This window comes from Pseudomonas sp. D2002, from assembly GCF_013385735.1.
Taxonomy (GTDB): Bacteria; Pseudomonadota; Gammaproteobacteria; order Pseudomonadales; family Pseudomonadaceae; genus Aquipseudomonas.
Map to the genome: position 1 here is coordinate 817,385 of NZ_JACAPL010000003.1, position 22,132 is coordinate 839,516.

The window sequence follows — 22,132 nt, forward strand, 5'->3', positions numbered from 1 at the left end:
CCTCTTAGCGCGCCGCGATCACGGTGCCACGGCATTCGCCGAAGCCGATGGAGGCAAACCCTTCGCGGCTGCAACGCGCGCGCAGGATGATTTCGTCGCCGTCCTCGAGGAACTTACGCACCTCGCCGGAAGCCAATTCAATCGGCTTTTTGCCGCCTTCGGTGATCTCCAGCAGGCTGCCGAACTGCCCCGGCTGCGGCCCGGACAAGGTGCCCGAACCGAACAGATCACCGGCCTGCAACTGGCAACCGTTGACGCTGTGGTGCGCAACCATTTGCGCCACGGTCCAGTACATATGCTGGGTGTTGCTCAGGGTCAGGCGATGGGCCGGCAGGTTTTGCTCGCGCATCGCGGCGGTGGTCAGCAGCACTTCCAGTTCGATGTCGAAACCGCCGGCGGCCTGGTCACGCTTGTCCAGCAGGTACGGCAGCGGCTGCGGGTCGCCTTCGGGGCGCGCCGGTTGGGCTTTGCGGAACGGCTCCAGTGCTTCGGCCGTCACCACCCAGGGTGAGATGCTGGTGATGAAACTTTTGGATAAGAACGGACCCAGCGGCTGATATTCCCAGGCCTGGATATCGCGTGCCGACCAGTCGTTGAGCAGGCAGAAACCGGCGATGTGTTCGGCCGCATCGCCAATCGCAATCGAGTCGCCCATGGCATTGCCCTGGCCGATCCAGATGCCCAGCTCCAACTCGTAATCCAGGCGCGCGCAGGGGCCAAAAGTCGGCTCGGTCTGGCCGGCCGGCAGCGTCTGGCCTTTAGGCCGACGCACCTCGGTGCCCGAAGGGCGAATGGTCGAGGCACGGCCGTGATAACCAATCGGCACGTACTTGTAGTTCGGCAACAGCGGGTTGTCGGGACGGAACAGTTTGCCGACGTTCTGCGCGTGCTCGATGCCGACGTAAAAGTCGGTGTAGTCACTGATTTTGGCCGGCAAGTGCATCTGGCAATCGGCGGCGCGGTGCAGCACCTGAGCCTCGCGGGTTTGCAGCTTGCTGCCTTCGGCGAGCAGTTCCAGCAGACGCTCGCGCAAGGCCACGCGCGGGCCACGGCCGAGTTCGAAAAAGGCGTTCAGTTGGCCACCGGCAGTGGCTTCAACGGCGCGACGTGCTTCACCTTCGAACTCATCCAGCGCGGCATGCAGGTCGAGAATCGCATCACCAATTGCCACGCCACTGCGCGGCGCCGAGCCGTTGATGCTGAACACGCCCAGCGGCAGGTTTTGCAGGGGAAAATCGCGGTGACCGTTGGCGGAGGCCACCCAGCTGCGGGTTGGCGTTGGTTGAGGCATGGGTTATCTCCGGTTCGGGTTGAAGGTGGCGGGCAGCGAGGCCCAGCACGCGTCGTAAGCGGGTTGCAGTTGCGGGCATTCGAGGGCGAACTGCGTGGGGCGCAGCACTTGGCTGGTCTCGAACATGAAGGCCATGGTGTTATCGATCTTGTGCGGCGCCAGCTCGACGTTGATGGCTTTGGTACAGGTCTCGCCATCCGGGCCGTGGGCGCTCATGCAGCTGTGCAGCGACGCGCCACCGGGCAGGAAGCCTTCGGCCTTGGCGTCGTAGGCGCCCTGGATCAGGCCCATGTATTCGTTCATCAGGTTGCGGTGGAACCACGGCGGCCGGAAGGTGTTCTCGGCCACCATCCAACGTGGCGGGAAAATCACAAAGTCGAGGTTGGCCAGGCCGTGCACGCTGGTGGGTGAGGTCAGTACGGTGAAGATCGACGGGTCGGGGTGATCGAAACTCACCGTGCCGATGGTATTGAAGCGCCGCAGGTCGTATTTGTACGGCACGTTATTGCCGTGCCAGGCGACCACGTTCAGCGGCGAATGGTCGAGCTCGCAGGCCCACAGCTCGCCGAGGAATTTCTGCACCAGTGTCGTCGGCTGCTTCAGGTCTTCGTAGTGGGCAACCGGCGTTAAAAAGTCACGCGGGTTGGCCAGGCCATTGCTGCCGATTGGGCCCAAGTCCGGCAGGCGCAGCGGCGAGCCGTGGTTTTCCGCGACGTAACCGCGTGCTTGCGCATCCAGCAGTTCGACACGGAATTTAAGGCCCCGCGGCAGCACCACGATTTCCAGCGGCTCGACGTCCAGCACGCCAAGTTCGGTGGCGACGCGCAGGCGGCCCTGCTCAGGCACGATCAACAGTTCGCCGTCGGCGTTGAAGAACACGCGCTCCATTGAGCGGTTGGCGCGGTAGTTATAAATGCTGATGCCTGACGGTTTGTCCGACCCGGCGTTGGCGACCATGCCTACGAGCCCGTCGATAAAGTCCGTCGGCTCGCTGGGAACATCCAGTGGGTTCCAGCGCAAGCGATTCGGCGTCACCGCGCCCAACGGCCCACCGGCTAATTGCCGCTCCAGTTTGACGAATGCCGGGTGATTGGCCGACGGCTGAATGCGGTACAGCCAGGTGCGGCGGGCTTCGCTGCGCGCCATGGTGAACGCCGTGCCGGAGAACAGTTCGGTGTACAGGCCGTAAGGGGCTTTTTGCGGGGAATTCTGGCCGACGGGCAGCGCGCCGGGCAGGGCTTCGCTGGCGAATTCATTGCCGAAGCCCGACAGGTATTCGAGGTTCATGGATCATCCTCTGAGCGGAAGTTGTTTTTATCGTAATCCAGTTACGCATAACGTAATTTGATCACTATCGACCGTCAAGCTATAAAGACGCCCATTCATCTCTCGGATTCTCGCCCTTCCATGGAAAAGCCCCGCGACACCGGTAAACAGAAAGTCCGCTCGGCTGAAGTGGGCACCGATATCCTCAAGGCGCTCGCCGAACTGTCCCCGGCCACTTCGCTGTCGCGCCTGGCCGAACATGTGCAGATGCCGGCGAGCAAGGTCCACCGCTATTTGCAGGCGCTGATCGCCTCGGGTTTTGCCGAACAGAACACCGCCACCAACCATTACGGCCTGGGCCGCGAGGCATTGCGCGTGGGCTTGGCCGCGCTGGGCAGCATGGATGTGTTGAAAGTCGGCGCCCTGCCCTTGGCAGAACTGCGCGATGACCTGAATGAAACCTGTTTTTTGGCGGTGTGGGGCAATCAGGGCGCAACCGTGGTGCACATCGAGCCGGCGGTGCGCGCAATCACGGTGGTGACGCAATTGGGTTCGGTGTTGCCGCTGCTCAGCTCGTCCACCGGGCTGGTGTTCAGCGCCTATCTGCCGTCGCGGGAAACCGTGGAATTGCGCGAACGCGAGGTTCAGGCCGGTATCGCCCATGCCTTGGCCGACGACCAGGCCTACGCCGCCGCCTGCGCGCAGATCCGCAGCCGTGGCCTGCACTTTGTGCATGGTTTGCTGATGCCTGGCGTCGATGCGTTGTCGGCGCCGGTGTTCAACGCGGTCGGCCAGGTGGCGGCAGTGATGACCGTGGTCGGCCCGACCTCACTGTTTCACGCCGATGAAGACGGCCCGGCGGCGCAGCGCTTGCTGGCGGCGACCCGGGCCGTGAGTTGGCGGATGGGCTATCAGCCCTGAATTATTCGCCCCAGCGTGACAGGGCCACCGCCACGCGGTTCTCCACAGCCTTGACCTGTGCACCGGCAACCACATAGTTGTTGCTGATCATCGAGAACACTAACCGGCGCCCGTGGGCGTCGGTGATGTAGCCGCTCAACGATGACACGCCGCCCATGGAGCCGGTCTTGGCATGCAGGTTGTTTTCCGCCGGTGTGCCGCGCAGGCGATAGCGCAGGCTGCCGCCGGTCATGCGGTCGGTGTTGCCGGCAATCGGCAGAGCGGTGTACCAGGCGTTGAACCACGGCTGCTTGCTCGCGGCCAGCAGCAGGTCAGTGAGGGTTTGCGACGACACCAGGTTCTGCCGCGACAGGCCGGAACCGTCAACCTGCTTGAGCGTTGCCGTGTCCACGCCCTGACGCTTGAGAAACCCATCGACCGCCGCCACACCCGCCGCCGCCGTGCCGCTGTTCACGGTCTTGCGGCCCATGGCCTTGAGCAAGGCTTCGGACATGTTGTTGTTCGAAAGTTTGAGCAGCGGCGTGATCAGTTCCTGCAACGGCGCCGATTGATGCTCGGCCAGCACGGTCACGCCGGCCGGGGTTGCGGCCCCCATCACTCGACGGCCCAGCACGGTGATGCCCTGCTGCTTGAGGGCTTGTTCAAACAGATTGGCCACCAGTTGCGTCGGTTCCCAGACGCTGACCAGTTGCGGGCTCTGCCGGCCGGGCGCCACCGCGCCGCTGAGCTGCAACAGGTTGGTGCCATGGCGGCGGTTGATCCCGTAGGTGTTACCCGGCCCACTCACCGCGCGGTTGCTCAATTGCAGGTAATCGGTGGGCGGGAATATCTCGACGCTCACAGGCTGGCCGACACGCACCGGCGCTTTGGCCGTGACGAGTACGCTGCCCGCATCAAAATCAGCATTGGGTGACACGGTCAGCGCCGAAATCTGCGCGCCGTAATAGGTTGTTTCATCATCGTGGGACCAATCGACACCCAAGCGCTCGGCGTCAAACCAGGTGTCGTCGAACACGATATCGCCCTGGACTTGGCGAACACCCTGGCTGGCCAGTTGCGCCGCCAGCGCCTGGTAGTCGGCGAATTGCATCGTCGGGTCGCCGAGGCCACGCAGGTACAGGTTGCCGGTCAGGCGATCGCCCTGGCGTATGCCATTGCTCAGCACTTGCGTGGCGAAGCGGTATTGCGGCCCCAACACGTCCATCGCGGCGGCGGTGGTCAACAGCTTGAGGTTGGAGGCCGGCACCAGCCGTGTGCGTGGGTTGTGCTGGTACAGCGTGGCGCCACTGCGCGCGTCACGCACCATCAGCGACACCGAGGCACCGTGCAGCGCGGGGTCGGCCAGCAATTGATCAAGGGCGTTGGAAGTCGGCGAAACACTCGCGCAGCCGCCCAGTAAAAAGCTCAAGCCGACCAGCATTGCGCTGGTGTGTATCCATTTGCCCAACTGCATCAGTAGCGTTTTCCCGCGAAGTCTTTAGTGGCAGCAACGCTACCAGACCCTTACCTTCGTGGCGAGCGGGGCTGTTGTGGCGAGGGAGCTTGCTCCCGTTGGACTGCGCAGCAGTCCCAATTTTAGGGCCGCTTCGCGCCCCAGCGGGAGCAAGCTCCCTCGCCACAGGTTACCGATTGTCTGCCCCATCTCTTAACTGAACGGCATTAGGGCAAGCCCGCTCGCCACAACCAGGTTAAAACTGCAGGGTACTGGACACCGACACCTGCCGCGCATCGCCCAGTGATACAAACACCCGGCTCGCGGCCGAGGTGTAGTAGGTGCGGTCAAACAGGTTCTTCACGTTGAGCTGGAACTTGACCTTCTGCCCTTCGATCTTGGTGTCGTAGGTGGCAAACGCGTCTGCGACGGTGTAGCCGGGCAGGTTGAAGTCGTTGGCGGCATCGCCTGCGCGCTCGCCGACGTACCGGGCGCCCGCGCCCACCCGCAGTTGATCGCCGCCGAAAATATTGCCGAAATCGTAAACCGCCGACAGCGAGCCGGTGTGCTTGGCCACGTTTTGCAGGCGGTTGCCTTCAAGCGTCGGGTCTTTGTCCTTGGTGTCCAAGGCGTCGGTGTAGGCGTAGCTGCCGATCAGGCTCCACTGGTCGGTCAACTGGCCGGTGGCGTCCAACTCCAGGCCACGGGAACGCACCTGGCCGGCAATGCTGTAGACGGTGTTCGCCCCCGAACCCACCGACACCAGCACGTTGCGCTTATCGATATTGAACAATGCCGCACTGGCGGTGATACGCCCTGGCATGTCGAGCTTGGCCCCCAGTTCCCAGGACTTGGATTCCTCAGGCGTCAAGTCGCCGGTCAAGGTGCTGCCATCGGCCAGGGCGGCAATGGTGGAGTTGGGTTTGAACGACTCGGTGTAGCTGCCGTAGAACGACAATTCATCGGTGTAGCGGTACACCAAGCCGGCACGCGGCACCCACGCCTGGCCATTGCCATTGGTGTTGGCGGTAAATGGCACGCCCTTGCCGGCGTATTGGTCGTACATCTGATAGCGCACACCGCCCACCAGAATCCACTGGTCGGTCAGGTGAATGGCGTCCTGAAAGAACAGCGAGTCGCTGCGCAGCAGGTCAGTCTGGGCGCTGTCTTTGGCACTGACGGTGGTGCCTTGTACATCCTTGCCGTAGACCGGATCGAGGTAGTTGAACGCGCTGCGTTGCGCCTGGCGAATCAGGTCGGCGCGATAGATCTTGCGGTACTCATCGTCCAGGCCGAACACCAAGTCATGCTGCATGCCAGCGACGTTGACCTTGCCTTCCAGGCTCAGGGTGGCGAAGCGGTCGGTGGTCAACGCACCACGGGTGCCGTCCATGCTGCGCGTCAGGGTGCCATTGGGGTTGACCGACACCGTGCGCACTTGGCTGGCGTCGTAGGTTTCGCGGTTCCAGCTGTAGCCGAAGTGCGCCTTCCAGTCGTCGTTCAAATCGTGGTCGACTTCGAGGCGATACAGGTCGGAGCGGCCTTCCATATTATTGAACGGCTCATCCAGGCGACGGGTCGCCGGAATGTTCAACGGGTGGTTGGTCTTGGGGTCGATGGCGGTGCCACGGTCGAACGGCGAGAGGAATTCGCGGTGTTCGTAGGCGAACACCACTTTGGTGGTGTCGCCGTACCAGGCCAGGGACGGCGCCACCAGCGTCTCGCGGTGGGTGCCGAAGTTGCGCCAGTAATCTTCGTCTTCATGGTCGACGATCAGTCGATAGGCCAGGCCGCTGTCGCCAATCGGGCCGGTGGTGTCGAGGTTGCCGCCGCTGCCGTTCTTGCCGTCGCCGAAGGTCGAGCCGCGTGCGGTCAGCGAAGTTGACTGCACCAGTTCGGGTTTTTTGCTGACGATATTGACCACGCCGCCCGGGTCCTGGATGCCGTACAACAACGAGGACGGGCCTTTGAGCACTTCAACGCGCTCGGCGGTGGAGTTGAGCGCTCGGCCCTGCACCACCGGCATGCCGTCTTGCATGATCGAGCCGTTACGGTTATCGCCGAAACCGCGCAGCATCACCGCGTCCTGGGTGCTGGCCAAGGTGTTGGCCTGGGTGATGCCGCTGATATTGGCGAGGGCGTCGTCCAGGTTGCGCGGGGTCTGGTCGCGTAGCACTTGGGCCGGCACCACGTTGACGGTTTGCGGGGTTTCCAGCAGCAGGCCGTGGGAACGCATCACTGAGCTAGTGGGCGGCGGCTGGTAGCTGGTGCTGTCCTGGGCTTGGCCGGCGCCGCTGATGGTGGTGGCGCCGAGGTTGACCGCGCCGTCGGTGGGCACGGGTTCCAGTGCCAGGGTGCGCGGGTCGATCTGGCGGAAGGTAAAGCCTGAATTGCTCAGCAGGCGTTGCAGGGCTTGGGTCGCGCTCATCTGCCCGCTGACCGCCGGGGCGCTGAGGCCGTAGGGCGCTTCATCGGTGTAGATCACGCTGATGCCGGTGACGCGGCTGAAATCGCTCAAGGCCTGGGGCAGCGGTTTGGCTGCCAGGGCAAAGTTGAACTGGGCGCTTTGCTGCTCCTGTGCCTGCGCCACGGCCAAAGGCAGCAATGCCAGCCCCGACACCGTCAATACCGAGGCTCCCAGCCACTGTTTTACCCAACCGCCCGCCGTCGATTTCATGCTGTGAGAACCCGTGTAGAAAACGCTGTTAATGCGAATTGATCGCAGTTTCAAGCACTACACGGTTGGGCGGTGGATTTACCTCACCTTTGTTTGCAAATATTTTTGTTTATTGCGCCTGAATGCGAAAACCCAGGCGTGGGAAGTGCACATGCACGATACCGCCGCGCTCATCCGCACGCCGCAGGATCAGCGCTTCGCGCCCGGCGAACAGCAACTCACCGGCGACCGGGTCTACGCCGTAGTCCGTCGCGCTGATGGTCACCGGCTGGCCCGGCTTGAAGCCGTTGGGGTCTTCGAAGATTTCCTCCGGCAAGGGTGCGGGCGTGGCATTGCGCGCAATCTCCAACGCTTGGTCGGCGCGCATTTCACTGGCGTTGCCATGGCCAAAGCTCAATACCCGCGCCAACCAGGCCGCTACGGCCGGGTAGTGATCCACCAACGGCGACGTCACCGGCGTGCCCTTGAGGAACCACAACGGGTGCGCCATGGCGAAGTCGGCAATCGACGGCTCGCCAAACAGGAAGTCCCCGGCGCCATGCTGCAGTTGCTGCTCCAGGCGCACCATCAGCGCCGGCCATTGATGCCGTGCCAGCTCGAGCGGCACCTTGCTCGCCGTACCACCGCTGAACAGCGCGACGCGGTCGGCCATCAGCGCCTGCATCGCTTGCGGCGGCACTTTGGCAAAGCGCACGGCGGCGGATTCCGGCTCAAAGACCAAGGTCACGCTATGGTGAAACACCACGCTGTCGGCCCAATAAGCGAAGGCCTGGGTGTTGATTTCCTGGCCCAGCGGAAACAGCGCCGGGGTGGATTTTTCCTGCTCCAGGCGCCGGGCGATCAGGGCGGTGTCGCAGTAGATATCCGCGCCCACCTGCAATACCGGCGTCTTGCGATAGCCGCCTGTCAATGCGGTCAGGTCGGGCTTGGGCGACATCGGTGGGATAAGCACCGAGTGCCACGACAAACCTTTGAAACCCAGCATCAGCCGGGCTTTTTCAGCAAAAGGGGACTGCGGGTAGTGGTGCAGGATCAACTCAGACATGCCAGGCTCCGCTGGATAAATGAGCGGCTAGCTTAACGCGCAAAATCGCGCGCAGGCGAGATGGGAACCCATCAGTCAAATCAATGAGCCACTCGCCGCCAGGCATTCCTTGGCGCTTTTCTTGAGCTTCTTGATCAGCCGTTCCTGGCGCAGCGCTTCGCCCTTGCTCGCGCACTGTTCGGTGTACACCAGCGCCACGGCCGGGCTGGATAAAAAGAACCGCGCGCCCTTGCCGCTTTGGTGGGAGGCAAAACGGCGCACCGGGTCATTGCTGATGCCGCAATACAGCGAGCCATTGGCAGCGCGCACCAGGTACACGAACCAGGGTTTGGGTTCAGTCGATTCAGTCACGGGGCAATTCGGCAAACCAGAGGAGCGCCAATCTTATCAACGACCGGCCTGGAATGCCTTCAGGCCTTTAAGCGCCTGGGCGCGCACAGCGTTTTTCAGCGCCGGCGACCAGCCCAGCAACAGGCCCTTGAGGCCCAGTGCCTGGCGTGACCAACGCCACAGGTCGAAGTGGTCGTGGTGCTCGCAGATCTTGCCGTCGCGAAACACAAACCGCGCGCCGATATCGTTGACCACCGTGTTGCCGGTGGCGCTGAACAGGTACGTCGCCACCCAATGCGCGCTGCCGGTGCTGTCGTCGCTGCGGACATGGTCGAAGGTCAGGGAAAAGTCCTTGGCGCGGGTGGTGAGCATGCGCCACATATCACCGGCATCGCGCCCACGCAGCTCGCCGAAGGCCGGGTCGCTGAACACCACGTCATCGGTGTAGCAGGCGGCCATGGCTTCGGCGTCCAGGCGTTGGAATGCACTGTAGAACTCGGTGATCAGGGCGTTGTGGGCATCACTCATGGGCAGGTTTCGCACGGTGGTCAGAGGTACTGAACGATAAGCTGCGCAACAAGGGAATGCCATGGCTATTCGCTATGGGAATGAGTAATCACCATGGCAGACTCAAGGATACCGTCTACGGCACCATTCCCGCCGAGCGCGCGTAGGCGAACAAGTCCACATCGGTTGAAATACACAACCGGCTCATGGCCGTACTTTTCTGTTTGCTGATGGTGGAAATGCTGCGGTTGACCCGTGCCGCAATCTGGCTGACGGTCATGCCGCTGGCCAGCATGCGCACCACTTCACGTTCCTTGCCGGACAACTGCGGCGGTTGAGATTGATCGCCCGTGCCGGCCTCGTGCAACTGCTCGCGTAGACATTCGCTGGCGAAGGTCTGGCCCTTGGTGACGGCCTTGATTGCCAGGGGCAACTCCTTGGCCGAGGCCTTTTTGGCGACGATGGCCTGTGCGCCATGGGCGAAGGAAGCCCGCAGGGTCGCGATGTTGGCGAACATGGTGACCAGAATCACCGGCATCTTCGGATACTGGCGCTGCAACAGGCTCAGCAAGCAATAACCGTCAGCCTGGCGCCCACCCGGCATGGCGAAATCGGTTACCAATACGTCACAGGGCGTGGTGCCCAGCAACACCAGCAATTCATCGGGGCCACTGGCTTCGCCAACGACTTTGCAGGTGCCACTCGCCTCAATCACCACCCTTTGCCCGATGCGGACAATGGGGTGATCGTCGGCAATTATTACTCGAAGCATAAATACTCACGGATGATGGCCACTTGATTCCGGGCAAAATACCTCCGACCGGGCGCTTCAACAACCGCCCGGCAGAAGCACATTTCAGCCAAACCCAGTGCCTTGTAGTGCCATCCATCAAACTTACAAAATAAAAGGAAAAACCCCACATACAAAAACTACAACTCAAAAGAACAACTTCCTACAAGCCAAGATGAAACCTCATAACGTACTCACGTACGCGAAGTAACGCTTGAGGTCATGCTCAAACATCTCCAGCCGTCCCAGGTTCGCCCACACGCCTTGGAGCCGGACCTGTTCAATCAGCGCTCCCCCCTGCGTCTCCAAGTCGTCGCAGCCTAAAAAAGCCAGGCTGCCCAACAGACGATGCAACCGCTCCAACGCAAGGCGGGCGTTCAACGTGATGCGCGCATCGGCGAGGGCCGCGCAGTCTGTGCGGGCTTCGTGCAGCAAGCTGCCGAGCATCTGATTGACCACCTGTTCGCTGCCGAAGGTCTGGACCATGCTCGCGCGGGTCGGCCAGGCCGTTGAGCCCTTGGATACGGCCGGCGATACCGCACTCGGTGGGCCGGGCAGCCATCGCCCAAGCACATCGCACAACTGCGCAAACGTCAGCGGCTTGAGCAGCCAGGCATCCATGCCGGCATCGCGACAGCGATGCGGTTCGTCAGCCTGCAGGTTGGCGGTAAGGGCAATGATCGGCACCCGGCGCCGCCCGTTCGCCCGCTCGTGCAGGCGTATGGCGCGGGCCAGAGCATAGCCGTCCATGCGTGGCATATGGCAGTCGCTGATCACCAGGTCGAAGCGCCTGCGCGTGAAGGCGGCAAAGCCTTCACAGCCGTCGCCTACCACTACATGGCCAAGCCCGAGTTTTTCCAGGAACCAGCCCAACAGCGCGCGGTAGGCCGAATGATCCTCCGCGACCAATACCTCCAAGTGCCGCCAGTGGTCGGGCGGGGAGAAATGGACCGGAATGCGCTGCGCAGAGACATCGCTCGAAGGCACGCTCGCTCACCTCGTTGATATTGTCGGTGGTGCAGCGCCCGTGGCCCAGGAACACGAAGGTTGTGTGGGCGAGGAGCGCTGACGCGACAGTCAACGGAACGCACTCTGCAGCAGGTTTCAAATATTCAAATGACGGTCATCGCCCAGGAAAAGTATCGTTTCGCACGCCACTCTGACCATACAACAACTACGAAACTGACCATTTACCTACATTTAACTGTTCATTCTTCTGACACGGATCACTCCACTTTCCGAGTCTTTGTGATTGTCGTAAAAGTTGTATGTCTCCCGCCCAGGCCCATCGTTAGATTACGGCCCACTCTAGTCAGGGACGGTCCGCCGCCCCCTGAGCAGTCCAGATAAACATTAAAAGCCGCCTTGCACCCGTCGACACACTGCCCACAGCGAGTGTCGCTACGGCGTGACTCAACGTATTGGAACCCAAGAAATGAATGCTCCCTTCGCCCTGTTAGCCACCGCATTGCTGCTTACCGGCGCTTCGACCGTATTTGCGGCCAGCAGCGTCGACCTGACCGTCCAGGGCTTGATTACCCCAAGCGCCTGCACGCCCAGCCTTTCAAGCGGCGGGATGATCGACCACGGGAAAGTTGCGGCCAAGGATTTGAGCCCGATCAACTGGACGGGGCTTGGCGATCACACCCTGCAGCTGAACATCACCTGCGAAGCGCCGACCCTGCTGGCGCTGCAGGGTGTTGATAACCGTGGCGATTCGCCAGACGCGTTCAACGCCTACGGCCTGGGCCTGGTCGACGGTAAAAAACTGGGCATGTACATGCTGTCACTGGATAACGCGACGTCCGGCGGTGCGCCGATCTCTGTACTTCAGTCCAGCGACAGTGGCCTCACTTGGACGGAAAGCTTCCCGGGCGACGTCATGCCGCGGGCATACCTCGCGTCGTTCGGGGACCGCTCAACGGGCAGCTGGGCGCCCACGCCGGTGCAGAACGTGACGTCAGACATGAAGGTGACAACCATGCTCGGCCCCACGGCCGGTATGAACCTGGCCAACGAGATCCCCATCCTCGGCTCCGCCACGCTTGAAGTGAAATACCTGTAAGCCACCCCATAACCCACAGGATGTGACCCATGGCTCGCCCTCTCATTACCCTCGCCGCAACCCTAATGATTATGGGTGCAGGCTCCGTATTTGCCGCCAGCAGTACAGACTTGGCCGTCACCGGGCTTATTACGCCCAGCGCCTGCGTCCCGACCCTGAGCCAGGGCGGCGTGGCCGACTATGGAAAGATCGCCGCCAGGGATCTGCAAATAAGCCAACCCACGCCCTTGCCGGCCACCACCCTGCAACTCAACGTGAACTGCAGCGCCGCCACGCTGTTTGCCCTCAACGGCGTGGATAACCGCCCCGGCTCGGCCATCGATGTCGACGGGTCGTCATTTGGCCTGGGGTTCATCAACGGAACCGAGAAGGTCGGCAGTTTCCTGGTGGTTCTCAATAACTACCTCGCCGACAGCCAGCCCGTGACCAAGCTGGTTTCGCGCAACAACGGCGCCAGTTGGATCGAGAACAGCGAGGACGCCATCTGGATCCCCGGATGGCTCACCGCCTTCGGCAGTAACTCAGGTGGTGACTGGGCGCCTATCGCAATCACGACGCTCACCAGCGACGTGAGGGTCCACCCGATCATCGCCGCCTCCGAGACACTGACCCTGACTGAAGAACAACCGATCGACGGTTCCGCAACCCTGGAAGTGCGCTACCTGTAACCCATCCGTTCATTGCATCGCTCACAAGGACCTGTGCCCATGGAAAGAACCACGCCCGCCGCTCTTGCCCTGCTGCTCGCGGCCTGCGCCCCCGGCGCATTCGCCGCCAGCAACACCGACTTGAGTGTCACCGGGGTCATTACCCCGTCCTCTTGTACGCCAACCCTGTCCGATGGCGGCATCGTCGACCACGGCAAATTGACCGCCAGGGACCTCGACCCGGACAAGCCCACCAGCCTGCAGGCCGGTGAAATGAACCTGCTGGTGAATTGTGAAGGGCCGACGTTTTTCACCCTGACCACCGAAGACAGCCGCAGCGAAAGCGTGGCACTCAACCCGGCGCACCACGGGCTGGGCATGACCAACGATGACGAGAAACTCGGCAACGTGGCGTTCGGCTTGTTCGACCCGGTGGCTGACGGTGCGCCGGCGCAGACCATCTTGTCGCGTGACGGCGGCGCTACCTGGTACCCCTCTTCGTACCTGGGCCACGCCGCCTTGACCTCGTTCGCGGCGCCGAGCAGCCCGACCACGCCGATGGCGCTGCAGACCCTGAGCGCCCGGCTGCGGGCGTTCACCATGATCGCGCCTGCCAAAGACCTGACCTTGGTCGACGAGGTGCCGATCGACGGCCTGGCCGTGATGCAACTCAAGTACTTGTAAGCCCTTTTTCCCGTCTCCCCATTCAGGAACCCCATCATGAACACCGCATTCAAAACCCTCTCCGCCGCCCTGCTGCTGCTCGGCAGTGCCAACGTACTCGCCGCATCCAGCGTCGACCTGACGGTCAAGGGCCTGATTACACCAAGCGCCTGCACCCCGACCTTGTCCAGCGGCGGTACGGTGGACTACGGCAAGATTTCGGCCAAGGATCTGAAACCTGACGCGTCGACCTTTCTGCCCATCCAGGTCGTGCAATTCACCGTCACCTGTGATGCCGCCACCCTCATGGCGATGGAGGCCAAGGACAACCGCGAAGGGTCTGACGCCAACAACGACACGATGGAATTCGGCCTGGGCCTGATCAACGGCACGGAAAAACTCGGCGGCATGGAATTAAGGCTGCTGAACCCGGTTGCCGATGGCGTCTCGGTCGCCACCGTCGGCTCATACGATGGCGGCGTCACCTGGGGCGCGGAGCGCAACCTGATGCGCAACAATATCCTCGCCCCTGCGGTGGCCGGCGTCGATACGCCGATCCCGGTCCAACTGTGGAACGCAGACCTCAGCGTGCAGCCCTTTATCGCCAAAACCAGCGGGCTGACCCTCACCAACGAAGTCGCCATCGATGGCTCGGTGACCCTCACCGTGCGCTATCTGTAACAACCTTCGAGTCGAACAACGGCAGGCCTCCGCGCCTGCCCTTGTCACCCACGCAAACGATGAACCCGGCAACCGGTGAACCTTCCCCATGAAGCAGATTTCTTCACGCCTTCTTGCCCTGTTTTACCTGTTCGGTGCCAGCCCGCTGGTCGTGGCGGCGTCCAGCACCGAGTTGAATGTTACCGGCCTGATCACCCCCAATGCCTGTACCCCGACGTTGTCTGCCAACGGCGTCGTCGACCACGGCAGAGTGCCGGCGCGCAGCCTCAACCAGTACGAGTACAGCGCGCTGCCCACGCAATCACTGGACCTGATAGTGAGTTGCAACCAACCGGTGCTGTTCGTACTGGTAGGCGTGGACAACCGCGCCGACTCGTCCCTTGGACCGGGTTTTTACTATGGCCTGGGCAACAATATCCATGTGCCCAGCGAACGGCTGGGCACGGTTTCCTTGGCCTATCGCGACGCCATGGGCGACGGCGAACGCGTGCTGGTATTGGCCTCAAGCAACAAGGGGGAAACCTGGTTCCCCGAAACCAACGCCTTCCCGAACAACTACATGGGGTTCGCCCGCCTGGGCACGCTGGTGCCGGAGCCCCATCGCGAAGTCACCGCCAGCCTGCAAATCAATACGTCCATCAACGCCGCCGCCTATTTGACCCTCAAGCAAGAAGTGCCGCTGGACGGCTCCATCGTGCTTGACCTGAGGTATTTGTAGCCATGACTGCCCTGCCCTTTTTTACCCGAGCCTTCATCTTCACTCGCCTCGCCGGCCTTTACCTCGGTGCGCTGGCATTGGCGATCGGTAGCCCGGCCCTGGTGCTGGCCGATGGCATGGTGCCTGACACCTCGGTGGTGATCGTCCACGAGGGCGAAGGCGAGGCCTCGGTCACCGTGACCAACACTGACGACAAGCTGGCCTTGCTGCACGTCACCCTGGAAGACATCCCTGAAGACACCGCGACACTGCTGTTTGTGACCCCGCCCTTGGCCAGGGTCGAACCGAACAAGAGCCAACTGATCCGCTTCATTCTGCAATCGGCCGAGCCGTTGACCACCCAACGCCTGAAACGGGTGATTTTCGAAGGCATGCCCCAAGGCCGTTCGGCGGCCCAGGCCGGGCATGCACAGGTGGGCGTGACGGTGCGCCAGAACCTGCCGGTGATCCTGCACCCCAAAGGCCTGGCCCCCAACCGCACGCCCTGGACCGGACTGGAATGGCGCTTGAAGCGTGACCAACTGAGCGTGCACAACCCGAGCCCGTACGTGGTGCGCCTGGCCCAGGAACTGCGCCTGCTGCCCGGCAGCGGTTCGGCCTTGTTGCCGCGCACCTATGTGCTGCCCGGTGAAACCCTGAACGTGTCGGTGACCAGCACCGACACCGGCGCCAACCGCGTGAAGCTGCAACCGGCCACCGTGTATGGCTTTGCCGTGGCGCCTTACGAAGCACCGATCACCCTATAAAAAGAACGCCCTATAAAAAAGAGTGGCTTGCCAAAGCCACCCAACACTTGAGTACGACCTTGTGAGCACAGCAATGACTGACCGCGACGGCCGCGCCGTGCCCGGCGTTTCACCCCGCCGCGCAGGCAAACTACTGACGAGCCTGGCGCTGACCCTGGGCGGCGCACTGCCGTGCGGGGCGGTGCTGGCGAGTGATATCGCCGGCGCCTTCGACCCCCAGACGCTGTCCCGACGCGGCATCGACCCGGAGCTGGCCAACCTGCTGCTGCAAGCGCCGCGTTTCGCGGCGGGCCGGCATGCCGTCAACCTCAGCGTCAACGGCCTGCGCCGTGGCCGGGTGGACGTGGAATTCGACCGCCAGGGCGGCCTGTGTTTCAACCGCGCCCTGCTGGATGCGGGCAACCTGAACGTGCCCGATGACGAGGGCGTCCGCACCTGCCAACCCTTTATCGAGCGCTACCCGCAAACCGTGATCGAGCAAGACCCGGCCGCCCTGGCCGTGGCCTTGGTGGTGCCGACCGATGCTCTGCGCCCCGCCCAGCAGGACATTTCCGGCTACCAGACCGGCGGCAAAGCCTTGCTGCTCAACTACGACCTGACCGGCCTCTACAACGAGTTCGGCGACAACACGAGCCGCTTCGGCTCAGCCAACACCGAAGTCGGCTTCAACGCCGGCGACTGGATCGTGCGCAGTCGGCAGGCGAAAACCTGGCAGGACGGCAACTCGCGCACCACCCACCTGGACGCCTACGCCCAGCGCACGTTCGCCGAACAACAGGCCGTGTTGCAGGCCGGGCAAATCAGCCTCTACAACCCGGTGCTGGCGGGCACGCAGATTACCGGCGCCCAGGTGCTGACCGAAACCGCGCTGCAAGACCAGAACCAGGGCGCGACCATCACCGGTATCGCCAACAGCCCGGCCCAGGTGGAAATCCGTCAGAACGGCGCGTTGATCCACTCCACCGTGGTGCCGGCCGGACCGTTCGCGCTGACTGACGTGCGGCGTTTGAACGGCCGCTCCGACGTGGAAGTCACGGTCAAGGAAACCACCGGCGAAGAGCGCCGCTTTACCGTGCCCGCCGCCATGCTCGGCCTGGGCCTGCCCGCGCCGGGCTATTCAGTGGCGGCCGGGCGGGTGCGGCAGATCGGCAACAGCGACGGCCGTGAGCCCTGGGTGATCAGCGCAGGCTGGAGCGGCCCGTTGCACCCGCAACTCAGCGTCAGCGCCGGCGGGCTGATGGCGGATGCCTATCGCTCGGCGGGTGCGAGCCTGGGCTGGTTGCCGTGGCAAGACAGCCAGCTGCAATTCTCCGCCCAGGCGGCGCAAGCCAGCCCCCAGCGCATGGGCACTGAGCGGGGTGTACAAACCGACCTGTCCTGGTCCCAGCGCTTGAGTGACCGCTGGGCGGTGAGCACCGCCGGCTCCTGGCGCTCCCAGGGTTACCGCGACCTTGAGGATTCAACCTACGTCGGCAACAGCGACGATCAACAACGTACGCGCTACCGCGACCAGCAAAGCGCGACCGCGTCCTGGGCGCACCCGACATTGGGCGCGTTCAGTGCCGGGGTCTCACGCACGGCGTCGTATAACGGTGAAAGCAGCAGCCGCGCGCTGGCCTCCTGGGGCACCAGTTTTGGCCGGGTGTCGGTGTCGGCCAGTGCCGAGTGGCAAGTGGGCGGCCGCCAGCAAAATGACGACAGCATTTACCTGAACCTCAGCGTGCCGCTGGGTGAAACCCGTCGCGGGCGTGCCTGGGTGCGTAATACCGGTGGCGAGCATCGCCTGGGGGTGGGCGTGAACGAGCAACTCAACGACCAATTGAGCTACCGGGTAGGCGTGGAGCGCGACAGTCGTGACCGCGAAGTGGAGTCGTCGCTCGGCGTGTCGGCACTGCCGTGGTACAGCCAACTGGACTTCAACTACACCCGCAGCGATGACGAACGGTCAAGCTACCAGGGCGGCGCCCGTGGCGGCGTGGTGCTGCATGAAGACGGCCTGACCTTCTCGCCGTACCCGGTGCGCGACACCTTTGCCGTGATGTCGGTGGGCGAGATGGCCGGGATCAAGGTCAGCACCCCAAGCGGCCCGGTATGGACCGACTGGCAAGGCCAGGCCGTGGTGCCGCAACTCAGCGCCTATGGCCGCAGCCCGGTGGAAGTGCAGACGCGCTCACTGCCGCGCAACGCCGATATCCACAACGGCCTGGCCGTGATCGCCGCCGGGCGCGGTGCGGTCGACAAGGTGCACTTCGGCGTCGCCCTTACCCGCCGCGCGCTGTTGAACGTGACCACCGACAGCGGCCAGCCGTTGCCACGCGGCGCAACCGTGACCAGCGCCGACGGCGAGTTCATCACCCTGGTGCAGGAAGGCAGCCAAGTGTTCCTGCCCGACGTGCTCGACCCGCGCACCTTGTGGGTCAAGGCACCGGGGCAGCCACGCTGTCGCCTGGACTTTGAACTGCCGAAAAGCGCAGACCCCGAGGTGTATTTCGAAACCGCAGCGGCCCGGTGCCGCCAGCCATGAGGACGTTCACCATGGGCCTGAAACACCCGTTGTATCCCTTGGGCGTTGTGCTGCTGAGCAGCGGCGCCTGGGCCGCCGATGAATGCCAGCTCAACCTGAGCCAGTCACAGCTGGATTTCGGCCTGATGAACCGCGCCGTGGCGCTGGCGCCCGCGCCTGAACGTTTGCTCGGCGAGCGGCGTATCAGCCTGACGCTGAACTGCCCGCAGCCCACCGACATGAGCGTGTTTTATCGCGGCCTGGGCGCTGGGGCGGAGCGCTTTCGTTTTACCGAGCGCGGCAGTTACGGCTTGCGCGTCAGCGAAGCGCTGCTGGACGGCCAGGCCGTGGAACTGGGCTTGATTGCAGGCCAAGGCCAACCGCCCGCCGCTGTCAGCGCCCAACTGGCGTGGCAACCGGACCACGGCATTGTGCCGATGCGCGCCGGCGTAGCAGTGAGCGGGCGCAGCCTGTCCTTGCAGATCGATGCCAGCGCATGGGCCAGCGAAGACGCCGCACGGGTACGCGATGCCGTGACCTGGGACGTCGCCGGGCTGTTCGACGCCCTCGCCGCCGGGCGCTCGCGCGAGCTGCGTCTGCAAGCGCGCTTTGCGCCGGCGGCGTGTACGCCCACGCTGTCCAACGGCGGCCATGTGGAGCTGGGCAAGCTGTCGATTGGCGACCTGAATGTCGACAAGGACACGGCCCTGGCCCCACGCGCCTTGTCACTCAGTGTGACCTGCGATGGGCCGACCGCCTTCGCGGTGCGCATGCAAGACAATCGCCAGGGTTCGGCCACCGGCACCGCCGATGAAAGCACCTATGGGCTTGGCCTGGACGCGCGCCAACAGAAAATCGGCCGTTACCGGTTGTTGTTCGACCCGGCCCGCATCACCGCCGACAGCTTCGCCCAGGTTTTTTCGACCGACTCCGCCACCGGCGGGTTGCCCTGGAGCAGCGCCAGCGCGGGCGTCGCGGCCGTCGGCGCGAATCGCTACCTGGGTTTTGGTGCTACGTCCGGCAGTACCAGCGGCCCCAGCCCCATTCAAAACCTCAACGCCACGCTGAGCCTGGAAGCGGTGATTGCGCCCTTGGGTTCTTTGGACTTGAGCAGTGAAGTACGCCTGGATGGCTCGGGCACTCTCGAAATTTACTATCAGTAGGAGTAAACAATGAAAGCGTTTCTGATCTCCCTGGGAATTTTTCATGCTGTGGTCACAGGCATGGCCCACGCCGCTTCAACTGTTGAACTGACCGTCGGCGGGCTGATCACGCCCATGGCCTGCACGCCGGTATTCTCCGCCGGCGGCCTGGTGGACTTCGGCAAGATCTCCCAGAAGGACCTCAATCAGGCCACCGCTACGCGACTGCCGCTCAAGACACTGACCTTGACCGTCAGTTGCAATGCCCCCGGCCGTTACGCCTTGCGCATGCGCGATAACCGCGACGGCACGGCCCACGTCAACAGCGAGATCTATTACGGGCTGGGGCTGGACACCGCCGGCAACAAACTCGGTGTCTATTCGGTAAAGTTCGATCCCAAGCAAACCGTCGCCGATGCCTTGCCGGTGACTTACGGCACCGAATCCACCACCGGCGGTGTGGCGTGGCGCACATCGAACACCAACCCCATCGACATCGGCTCCAGGAGTTTGCTCGGCTTTACCGATGTGGTCGGCAGCACCGCCGGGCCATCGGCGATCCAGAACCTGACCAGCACCCTGACCCTGGAAGCCTTGATCAACGCCAAGCAGAACCTGGACCTGAGTGTGGATACGCTGATGGACGGCTCCGCCACGCTGGAAGTGGTGTACCTCTAACCTCAGCGTTTTTCGCTGCTGACCTGCACATACCGCGCCCGCCCGGCGCCGAGGCCGGCGATGATCGCGCCCAGGCCGATCACCGCGAAGATCCAGCCCACGGCGCCCCAGCCGCCGGTCCAGTCATGCACCAGGCCGACCGCGAACGGGCCCATGGACGCCAGGGTGTAACCAATGCCCTGGGCCATGCTCGACAGGTTGGCGGCCACGTGAGAATCACGCGAGCGCAACACGATCAAGGTCAGCGCCAGGCTGAACGTACCGCCCTGGCCCAGGCCGAGCAAAATCGCCCAACCCCACAGGCCGTCGAGTGGCGCGTACAGGCAGCCAAACAGGCCGCCGAGGGTCAGCAGCATCACTACCACGATGGCCAGGCGCTGGTCCTTGCCACGGGTGGCCAGCCACGGCGCGGCGAGGGAACTGGCCAGTTGCACGATGACTGAACCGGACAGCACCAGCCCCGCCTCGGTCGCCGTGAGACCGCGGCCGATCAGAATAGAAGGCAACCAACCGAACACAATGTAGGCCAGCGAGGATTGCAGGCCCATGTACAACGTCACCTGCCAGGCCAGCGGATCGCGCAGCAAACCCTTGACCCGATAGGCGACCTGGTGCGCGCCATGCTTTTGCCCGACCTGCGGCAACCAGAACAGCGCCGCCACCAGTGCCGGCACAATCCAGAAGCCCAGGCCGATGTTCCAGCTGTCGCCGAAGTAATGACTCAACGGCACCGTGGAACCCGCGGCCAGTGCCGCCCCCAAGCACAACGCCATGGTGTAGACGCCGGTCATGGTGCCGGCGTGCCTGGCGAAATCGCGCTTGACGATACCCGGCAGCAATACACCGATGATGCCGATGCTCGCACCGGCAATCAGGCTGCCGGCGAACAGGCCGACCTCACCGAACGAACTGCGCAGGATAATCCCGGCCGCCAATGTCAGCAGAATCCCCAGCACGACGCGCTCGGCGCCGAATCGCCGTGCCAGGGTCGGCGCCAGCGGTGCGAACAGGCCAAGGCAGAGCACCGGCAAGGTGGTCAGCAAACCGGCCTTGGCGGCTGACAGCCCCAGGCTGCTGGAGACTTCGGCCAGCAACGGCGACATGCTCGACAACGCCGGGCGCAGGTTCAGCGCCACCAGGATCAAGCCCAGCAGCAACAGCCACGGCCGCATGACCACCGGGTGGCTGTGCTGCACCACGTCGTCGTCGGCTTCGGCGTCGATCAGCAGTGCGTCGAGTTCGGGCGTGCGTTTGGCTTCAAGGTTCATTGATCAACTGCCGGCAGAGGGATTTGGCGCGTTCGGGGTCGTGGTTTTCCACGGCATCGAGCAGGGCGACATGCAGGTCGAACACGGCCTGGCGACGCGGCGAAATGTTCAGGGTCTGGCGCAACTGTGCAGCGACGATGGCGGAAAAATACTGGTACAGCTCGCTCAAGGCCGGGTTATGTGCGGCGTCGACCAAGTGCTTGTGGAACACCAGATCGGCGCTGATGTAAGCCTCCAGGTCACCGTGGTACAGCTCGCCGCTGATGCTCAAGGCCAGGCGTAATTTTTTCAGATCGTCATCGGTACGGCGCAGTGCCGCGAGGCCGATGGCCTCCACTTCCAGAATCTGCCGCGTCTCCTGCGCCTGCTCCAGGGTGCAACTGGACAGCGCACGCATGGCGCCCAGCGGGTCGGTCATCGAGCGCAAGTAACTGCCGTCGCCCTGGCGGATTTCAATCAAGCCGGAAAACGCCAACACCCGCATGGCTTCGCGCACGGTATTGCGGCTGATGCCCAACTCGGCGGACAGCTCGGGCTCGGTGGGCAAGCGCTCACCGATGGCCCATCTGCCTTCGGTGATGCGCCGGCGCAGTTGCTCCAGGGCTTGGTCAACCAGGGAACGTTTGATCAGAGGGGCGATGTCTGTCATGGGCTTTTCGCTTTCGTCCAATCATAGGATGAATTTTCCTACAGCCTATTAGGAGTTGCCTACAAAGGCAACGCACTAGGGTTTGGGGGCAACAAAAAGAACTGAATTTTCGA

General features: G+C 63.2%; 21 protein-coding genes. 10 read left to right on the top strand and 11 right to left on the bottom strand.

Annotated elements, in window-relative coordinates:
* Positions 1–4: 4 nt before the first annotated feature.
* Together fahA and hmgA are read right to left on the bottom strand one after the other, a co-directional pair.
* Positions 5–1,291 carry a fumarylacetoacetase gene (gene fahA, locus HX783_RS07030; RefSeq protein ID WP_177016417.1) on the bottom strand — a complete coding sequence of 429 codons (1,287 nt, stop codon included), beginning with the start codon at positions 1,289–1,291 and terminating at the stop codon, positions 5–7.
* A 3-nt stretch (positions 1,292–1,294) separates the two neighbouring features.
* Positions 1,295–2,578, bottom strand: a complete 1,284-nt coding sequence (gene hmgA, locus HX783_RS07035) for a homogentisate 1,2-dioxygenase (protein ID WP_177016418.1) — start codon at positions 2,576–2,578, stop codon at positions 1,295–1,297.
* Between the two features lie 120 nt (positions 2,579–2,698).
* Between hmgA and HX783_RS07040 the strand changes: the two genes are divergently transcribed.
* Positions 2,699–3,478 carry an IclR family transcriptional regulator gene (locus HX783_RS07040; protein ID WP_177016419.1) on the top strand — a complete coding sequence of 260 codons (780 nt, stop codon included), beginning with the start codon at positions 2,699–2,701 and terminating at the stop codon, positions 3,476–3,478.
* A 1-nt stretch (position 3,479) separates the two neighbouring features.
* Here HX783_RS07040 and dacB read toward each other — a convergent pair whose 3' ends face one another.
* The 7 genes from dacB to HX783_RS07075 all read right to left on the bottom strand — a co-directional run bounded on the left by dacB (position 3,480) and on the right by HX783_RS07075 (position 11,246).
* Positions 3,480–4,931 (bottom strand): D-alanyl-D-alanine carboxypeptidase/D-alanyl-D-alanine-endopeptidase, encoded by a 1,452-nt coding sequence (gene dacB, locus HX783_RS07045; protein ID WP_177016420.1) that lies wholly within the window; start codon positions 4,929–4,931, stop codon positions 3,480–3,482.
* A gap of 235 nt (positions 4,932–5,166) precedes the next feature.
* Positions 5,167–7,587 carry a TonB-dependent receptor gene (locus tag HX783_RS07050; protein ID WP_177016421.1) on the bottom strand — a complete coding sequence of 807 codons (2,421 nt, stop codon included), beginning with the start codon at positions 7,585–7,587 and terminating at the stop codon, positions 5,167–5,169.
* Positions 7,588–7,696: 109 nt separating this feature from the next.
* Positions 7,697–8,632, bottom strand: coding sequence for a glutathione S-transferase family protein (locus HX783_RS07055; protein WP_177016422.1), 936 nt, complete (start codon positions 8,630–8,632; stop codon positions 7,697–7,699).
* Positions 8,633–8,707: 75 nt separating this feature from the next.
* Positions 8,708–8,983, bottom strand: a complete 276-nt coding sequence (locus HX783_RS07060; protein ID WP_119738470.1) for a GIY-YIG nuclease family protein — start codon at positions 8,981–8,983, stop codon at positions 8,708–8,710.
* A 36-nt stretch (positions 8,984–9,019) separates the two neighbouring features.
* The gene (locus HX783_RS07065; RefSeq protein ID WP_010212931.1) at positions 9,020–9,490 is read right to left on the bottom strand and encodes a nuclear transport factor 2 family protein; all 471 of its coding nucleotides are present in this window, start codon (positions 9,488–9,490) and stop codon (positions 9,020–9,022) included.
* A 115-nt stretch (positions 9,491–9,605) separates the two neighbouring features.
* Positions 9,606–10,241, bottom strand: coding sequence for a response regulator transcription factor (locus tag HX783_RS07070; RefSeq protein ID WP_177016423.1), 636 nt, complete (start codon positions 10,239–10,241; stop codon positions 9,606–9,608).
* 201 nt (positions 10,242–10,442) lie between these two features.
* Positions 10,443–11,246, bottom strand: a complete 804-nt coding sequence (locus tag HX783_RS07075) for a response regulator (RefSeq protein ID WP_177016424.1) — start codon at positions 11,244–11,246, stop codon at positions 10,443–10,445.
* 448 nt (positions 11,247–11,694) lie between these two features.
* On the opposite strand from HX783_RS07075, the gene HX783_RS07080 reads away from it, so the two are divergent.
* The 9 genes from HX783_RS07080 (at position 11,695) to HX783_RS07120 (ending at position 20,102) form a co-directional block, all read left to right on the top strand.
* Positions 11,695–12,324: a DUF1120 domain-containing protein gene (locus HX783_RS07080; RefSeq protein ID WP_177016425.1), complete on the top strand. Its 630-nt coding sequence runs from the start codon at positions 11,695–11,697 to the stop codon at positions 12,322–12,324.
* Between the two features lie 29 nt (positions 12,325–12,353).
* The gene (locus HX783_RS07085) at positions 12,354–12,992 is read left to right on the top strand and encodes a DUF1120 domain-containing protein (protein ID WP_177016426.1); all 639 of its coding nucleotides are present in this window, start codon (positions 12,354–12,356) and stop codon (positions 12,990–12,992) included.
* A 39-nt stretch (positions 12,993–13,031) separates the two neighbouring features.
* Positions 13,032–13,655 carry a DUF1120 domain-containing protein gene (locus HX783_RS07090; RefSeq protein ID WP_177016427.1) on the top strand — a complete coding sequence of 208 codons (624 nt, stop codon included), beginning with the start codon at positions 13,032–13,034 and terminating at the stop codon, positions 13,653–13,655.
* Positions 13,656–13,691: 36 nt separating this feature from the next.
* Positions 13,692–14,315: a DUF1120 domain-containing protein gene (locus HX783_RS07095; protein WP_177016428.1), complete on the top strand. Its 624-nt coding sequence runs from the start codon at positions 13,692–13,694 to the stop codon at positions 14,313–14,315.
* Positions 14,316–14,403: 88 nt separating this feature from the next.
* On the top strand, positions 14,404–15,033 hold the full coding sequence (locus tag HX783_RS07100) for a DUF1120 domain-containing protein (RefSeq protein WP_177016429.1): 630 nt from the start codon (positions 14,404–14,406) through the stop codon (positions 15,031–15,033).
* A 2-nt stretch (positions 15,034–15,035) separates the two neighbouring features.
* The gene (locus tag HX783_RS07105; protein WP_177016430.1) at positions 15,036–15,779 is read left to right on the top strand and encodes a fimbria/pilus chaperone family protein; all 744 of its coding nucleotides are present in this window, start codon (positions 15,036–15,038) and stop codon (positions 15,777–15,779) included.
* A 73-nt stretch (positions 15,780–15,852) separates the two neighbouring features.
* Entirely contained in the window at positions 15,853–18,303 is a 2,451-nt protein-coding gene (locus tag HX783_RS07110; RefSeq protein ID WP_177016431.1) for a fimbria/pilus outer membrane usher protein, read from the top strand.
* 11 nt (positions 18,304–18,314) lie between these two features.
* The gene (locus tag HX783_RS07115) at positions 18,315–19,445 is read left to right on the top strand and encodes a DUF1120 domain-containing protein (RefSeq protein ID WP_177016432.1); all 1,131 of its coding nucleotides are present in this window, start codon (positions 18,315–18,317) and stop codon (positions 19,443–19,445) included.
* Positions 19,446–19,454: 9 nt separating this feature from the next.
* Entirely contained in the window at positions 19,455–20,102 is a 648-nt protein-coding gene (locus HX783_RS07120) for a DUF1120 domain-containing protein (RefSeq protein ID WP_177016433.1), read from the top strand.
* Positions 20,103–20,104: 2 nt separating this feature from the next.
* Here the strand turns inward: HX783_RS07120 and HX783_RS07125 are convergent, their stop codons facing one another.
* Positions 20,105–21,370 (bottom strand): CynX/NimT family MFS transporter, encoded by a 1,266-nt coding sequence (locus tag HX783_RS07125; protein ID WP_177016434.1) that lies wholly within the window; start codon positions 21,368–21,370, stop codon positions 20,105–20,107.
* The gene (locus HX783_RS07130) at positions 21,360–22,019 is read right to left on the bottom strand and encodes a FadR/GntR family transcriptional regulator (RefSeq protein ID WP_177016435.1); all 660 of its coding nucleotides are present in this window, start codon (positions 22,017–22,019) and stop codon (positions 21,360–21,362) included. Before HX783_RS07130 ends, HX783_RS07125 begins: the two co-directional genes overlap by 11 nt.
* Between the last annotated feature and the right edge of the window lie 113 nt (positions 22,020–22,132).

Bases quoted from the DNA above. Each gene is read 5' to 3' on its own strand.
- HX783_RS07105 (WP_177016430.1), top strand. From the start codon at position 15,036: ATGACTGCCCTGCCCTTTTTTACCCGAGCCTTCATCTTCACTCGCCTC.
- HX783_RS07080 (WP_177016425.1), top strand. From the start codon at position 11,695: ATGAATGCTCCCTTCGCCCTGTTAGCCACCGCATTGCTGCTTACCGGC.
- dacB (WP_177016420.1), bottom strand. From the start codon at position 4,931: ATGCAGTTGGGCAAATGGATACACACCAGCGCAATGCTGGTCGGCTTG.
- HX783_RS07065 (WP_010212931.1), bottom strand. From the start codon at position 9,490: ATGAGTGATGCCCACAACGCCCTGATCACCGAGTTCTACAGTGCATTC.
- HX783_RS07050 (WP_177016421.1), bottom strand. From the start codon at position 7,587: ATGAAATCGACGGCGGGCGGTTGGGTAAAACAGTGGCTGGGAGCCTCG.
- HX783_RS07095 (WP_177016428.1), top strand. From the start codon at position 13,692: ATGAACACCGCATTCAAAACCCTCTCCGCCGCCCTGCTGCTGCTCGGC.
- HX783_RS07120 (WP_177016433.1), top strand. From the start codon at position 19,455: ATGAAAGCGTTTCTGATCTCCCTGGGAATTTTTCATGCTGTGGTCACA.
- hmgA (WP_177016418.1), bottom strand. From the start codon at position 2,578: ATGAACCTCGAATACCTGTCGGGCTTCGGCAATGAATTCGCCAGCGAA.
- fahA (WP_177016417.1), bottom strand. From the start codon at position 1,291: ATGCCTCAACCAACGCCAACCCGCAGCTGGGTGGCCTCCGCCAACGGT.
- HX783_RS07040 (WP_177016419.1), top strand. From the start codon at position 2,699: ATGGAAAAGCCCCGCGACACCGGTAAACAGAAAGTCCGCTCGGCTGAA.
- HX783_RS07100 (WP_177016429.1), top strand. From the start codon at position 14,404: ATGAAGCAGATTTCTTCACGCCTTCTTGCCCTGTTTTACCTGTTCGGT.
- HX783_RS07070 (WP_177016423.1), bottom strand. From the start codon at position 10,241: ATGCTTCGAGTAATAATTGCCGACGATCACCCCATTGTCCGCATCGGG.
- HX783_RS07055 (WP_177016422.1), bottom strand. From the start codon at position 8,632: ATGTCTGAGTTGATCCTGCACCACTACCCGCAGTCCCCTTTTGCTGAA.
- HX783_RS07130 (WP_177016435.1), bottom strand. From the start codon at position 22,019: ATGACAGACATCGCCCCTCTGATCAAACGTTCCCTGGTTGACCAAGCC.
- HX783_RS07110 (WP_177016431.1), top strand. From the start codon at position 15,853: ATGACTGACCGCGACGGCCGCGCCGTGCCCGGCGTTTCACCCCGCCGC.
- HX783_RS07125 (WP_177016434.1), bottom strand. From the start codon at position 21,370: ATGAACCTTGAAGCCAAACGCACGCCCGAACTCGACGCACTGCTGATC.
- HX783_RS07085 (WP_177016426.1), top strand. From the start codon at position 12,354: ATGGCTCGCCCTCTCATTACCCTCGCCGCAACCCTAATGATTATGGGT.
- HX783_RS07090 (WP_177016427.1), top strand. From the start codon at position 13,032: ATGGAAAGAACCACGCCCGCCGCTCTTGCCCTGCTGCTCGCGGCCTGC.
- HX783_RS07115 (WP_177016432.1), top strand. From the start codon at position 18,315: ATGGGCCTGAAACACCCGTTGTATCCCTTGGGCGTTGTGCTGCTGAGC.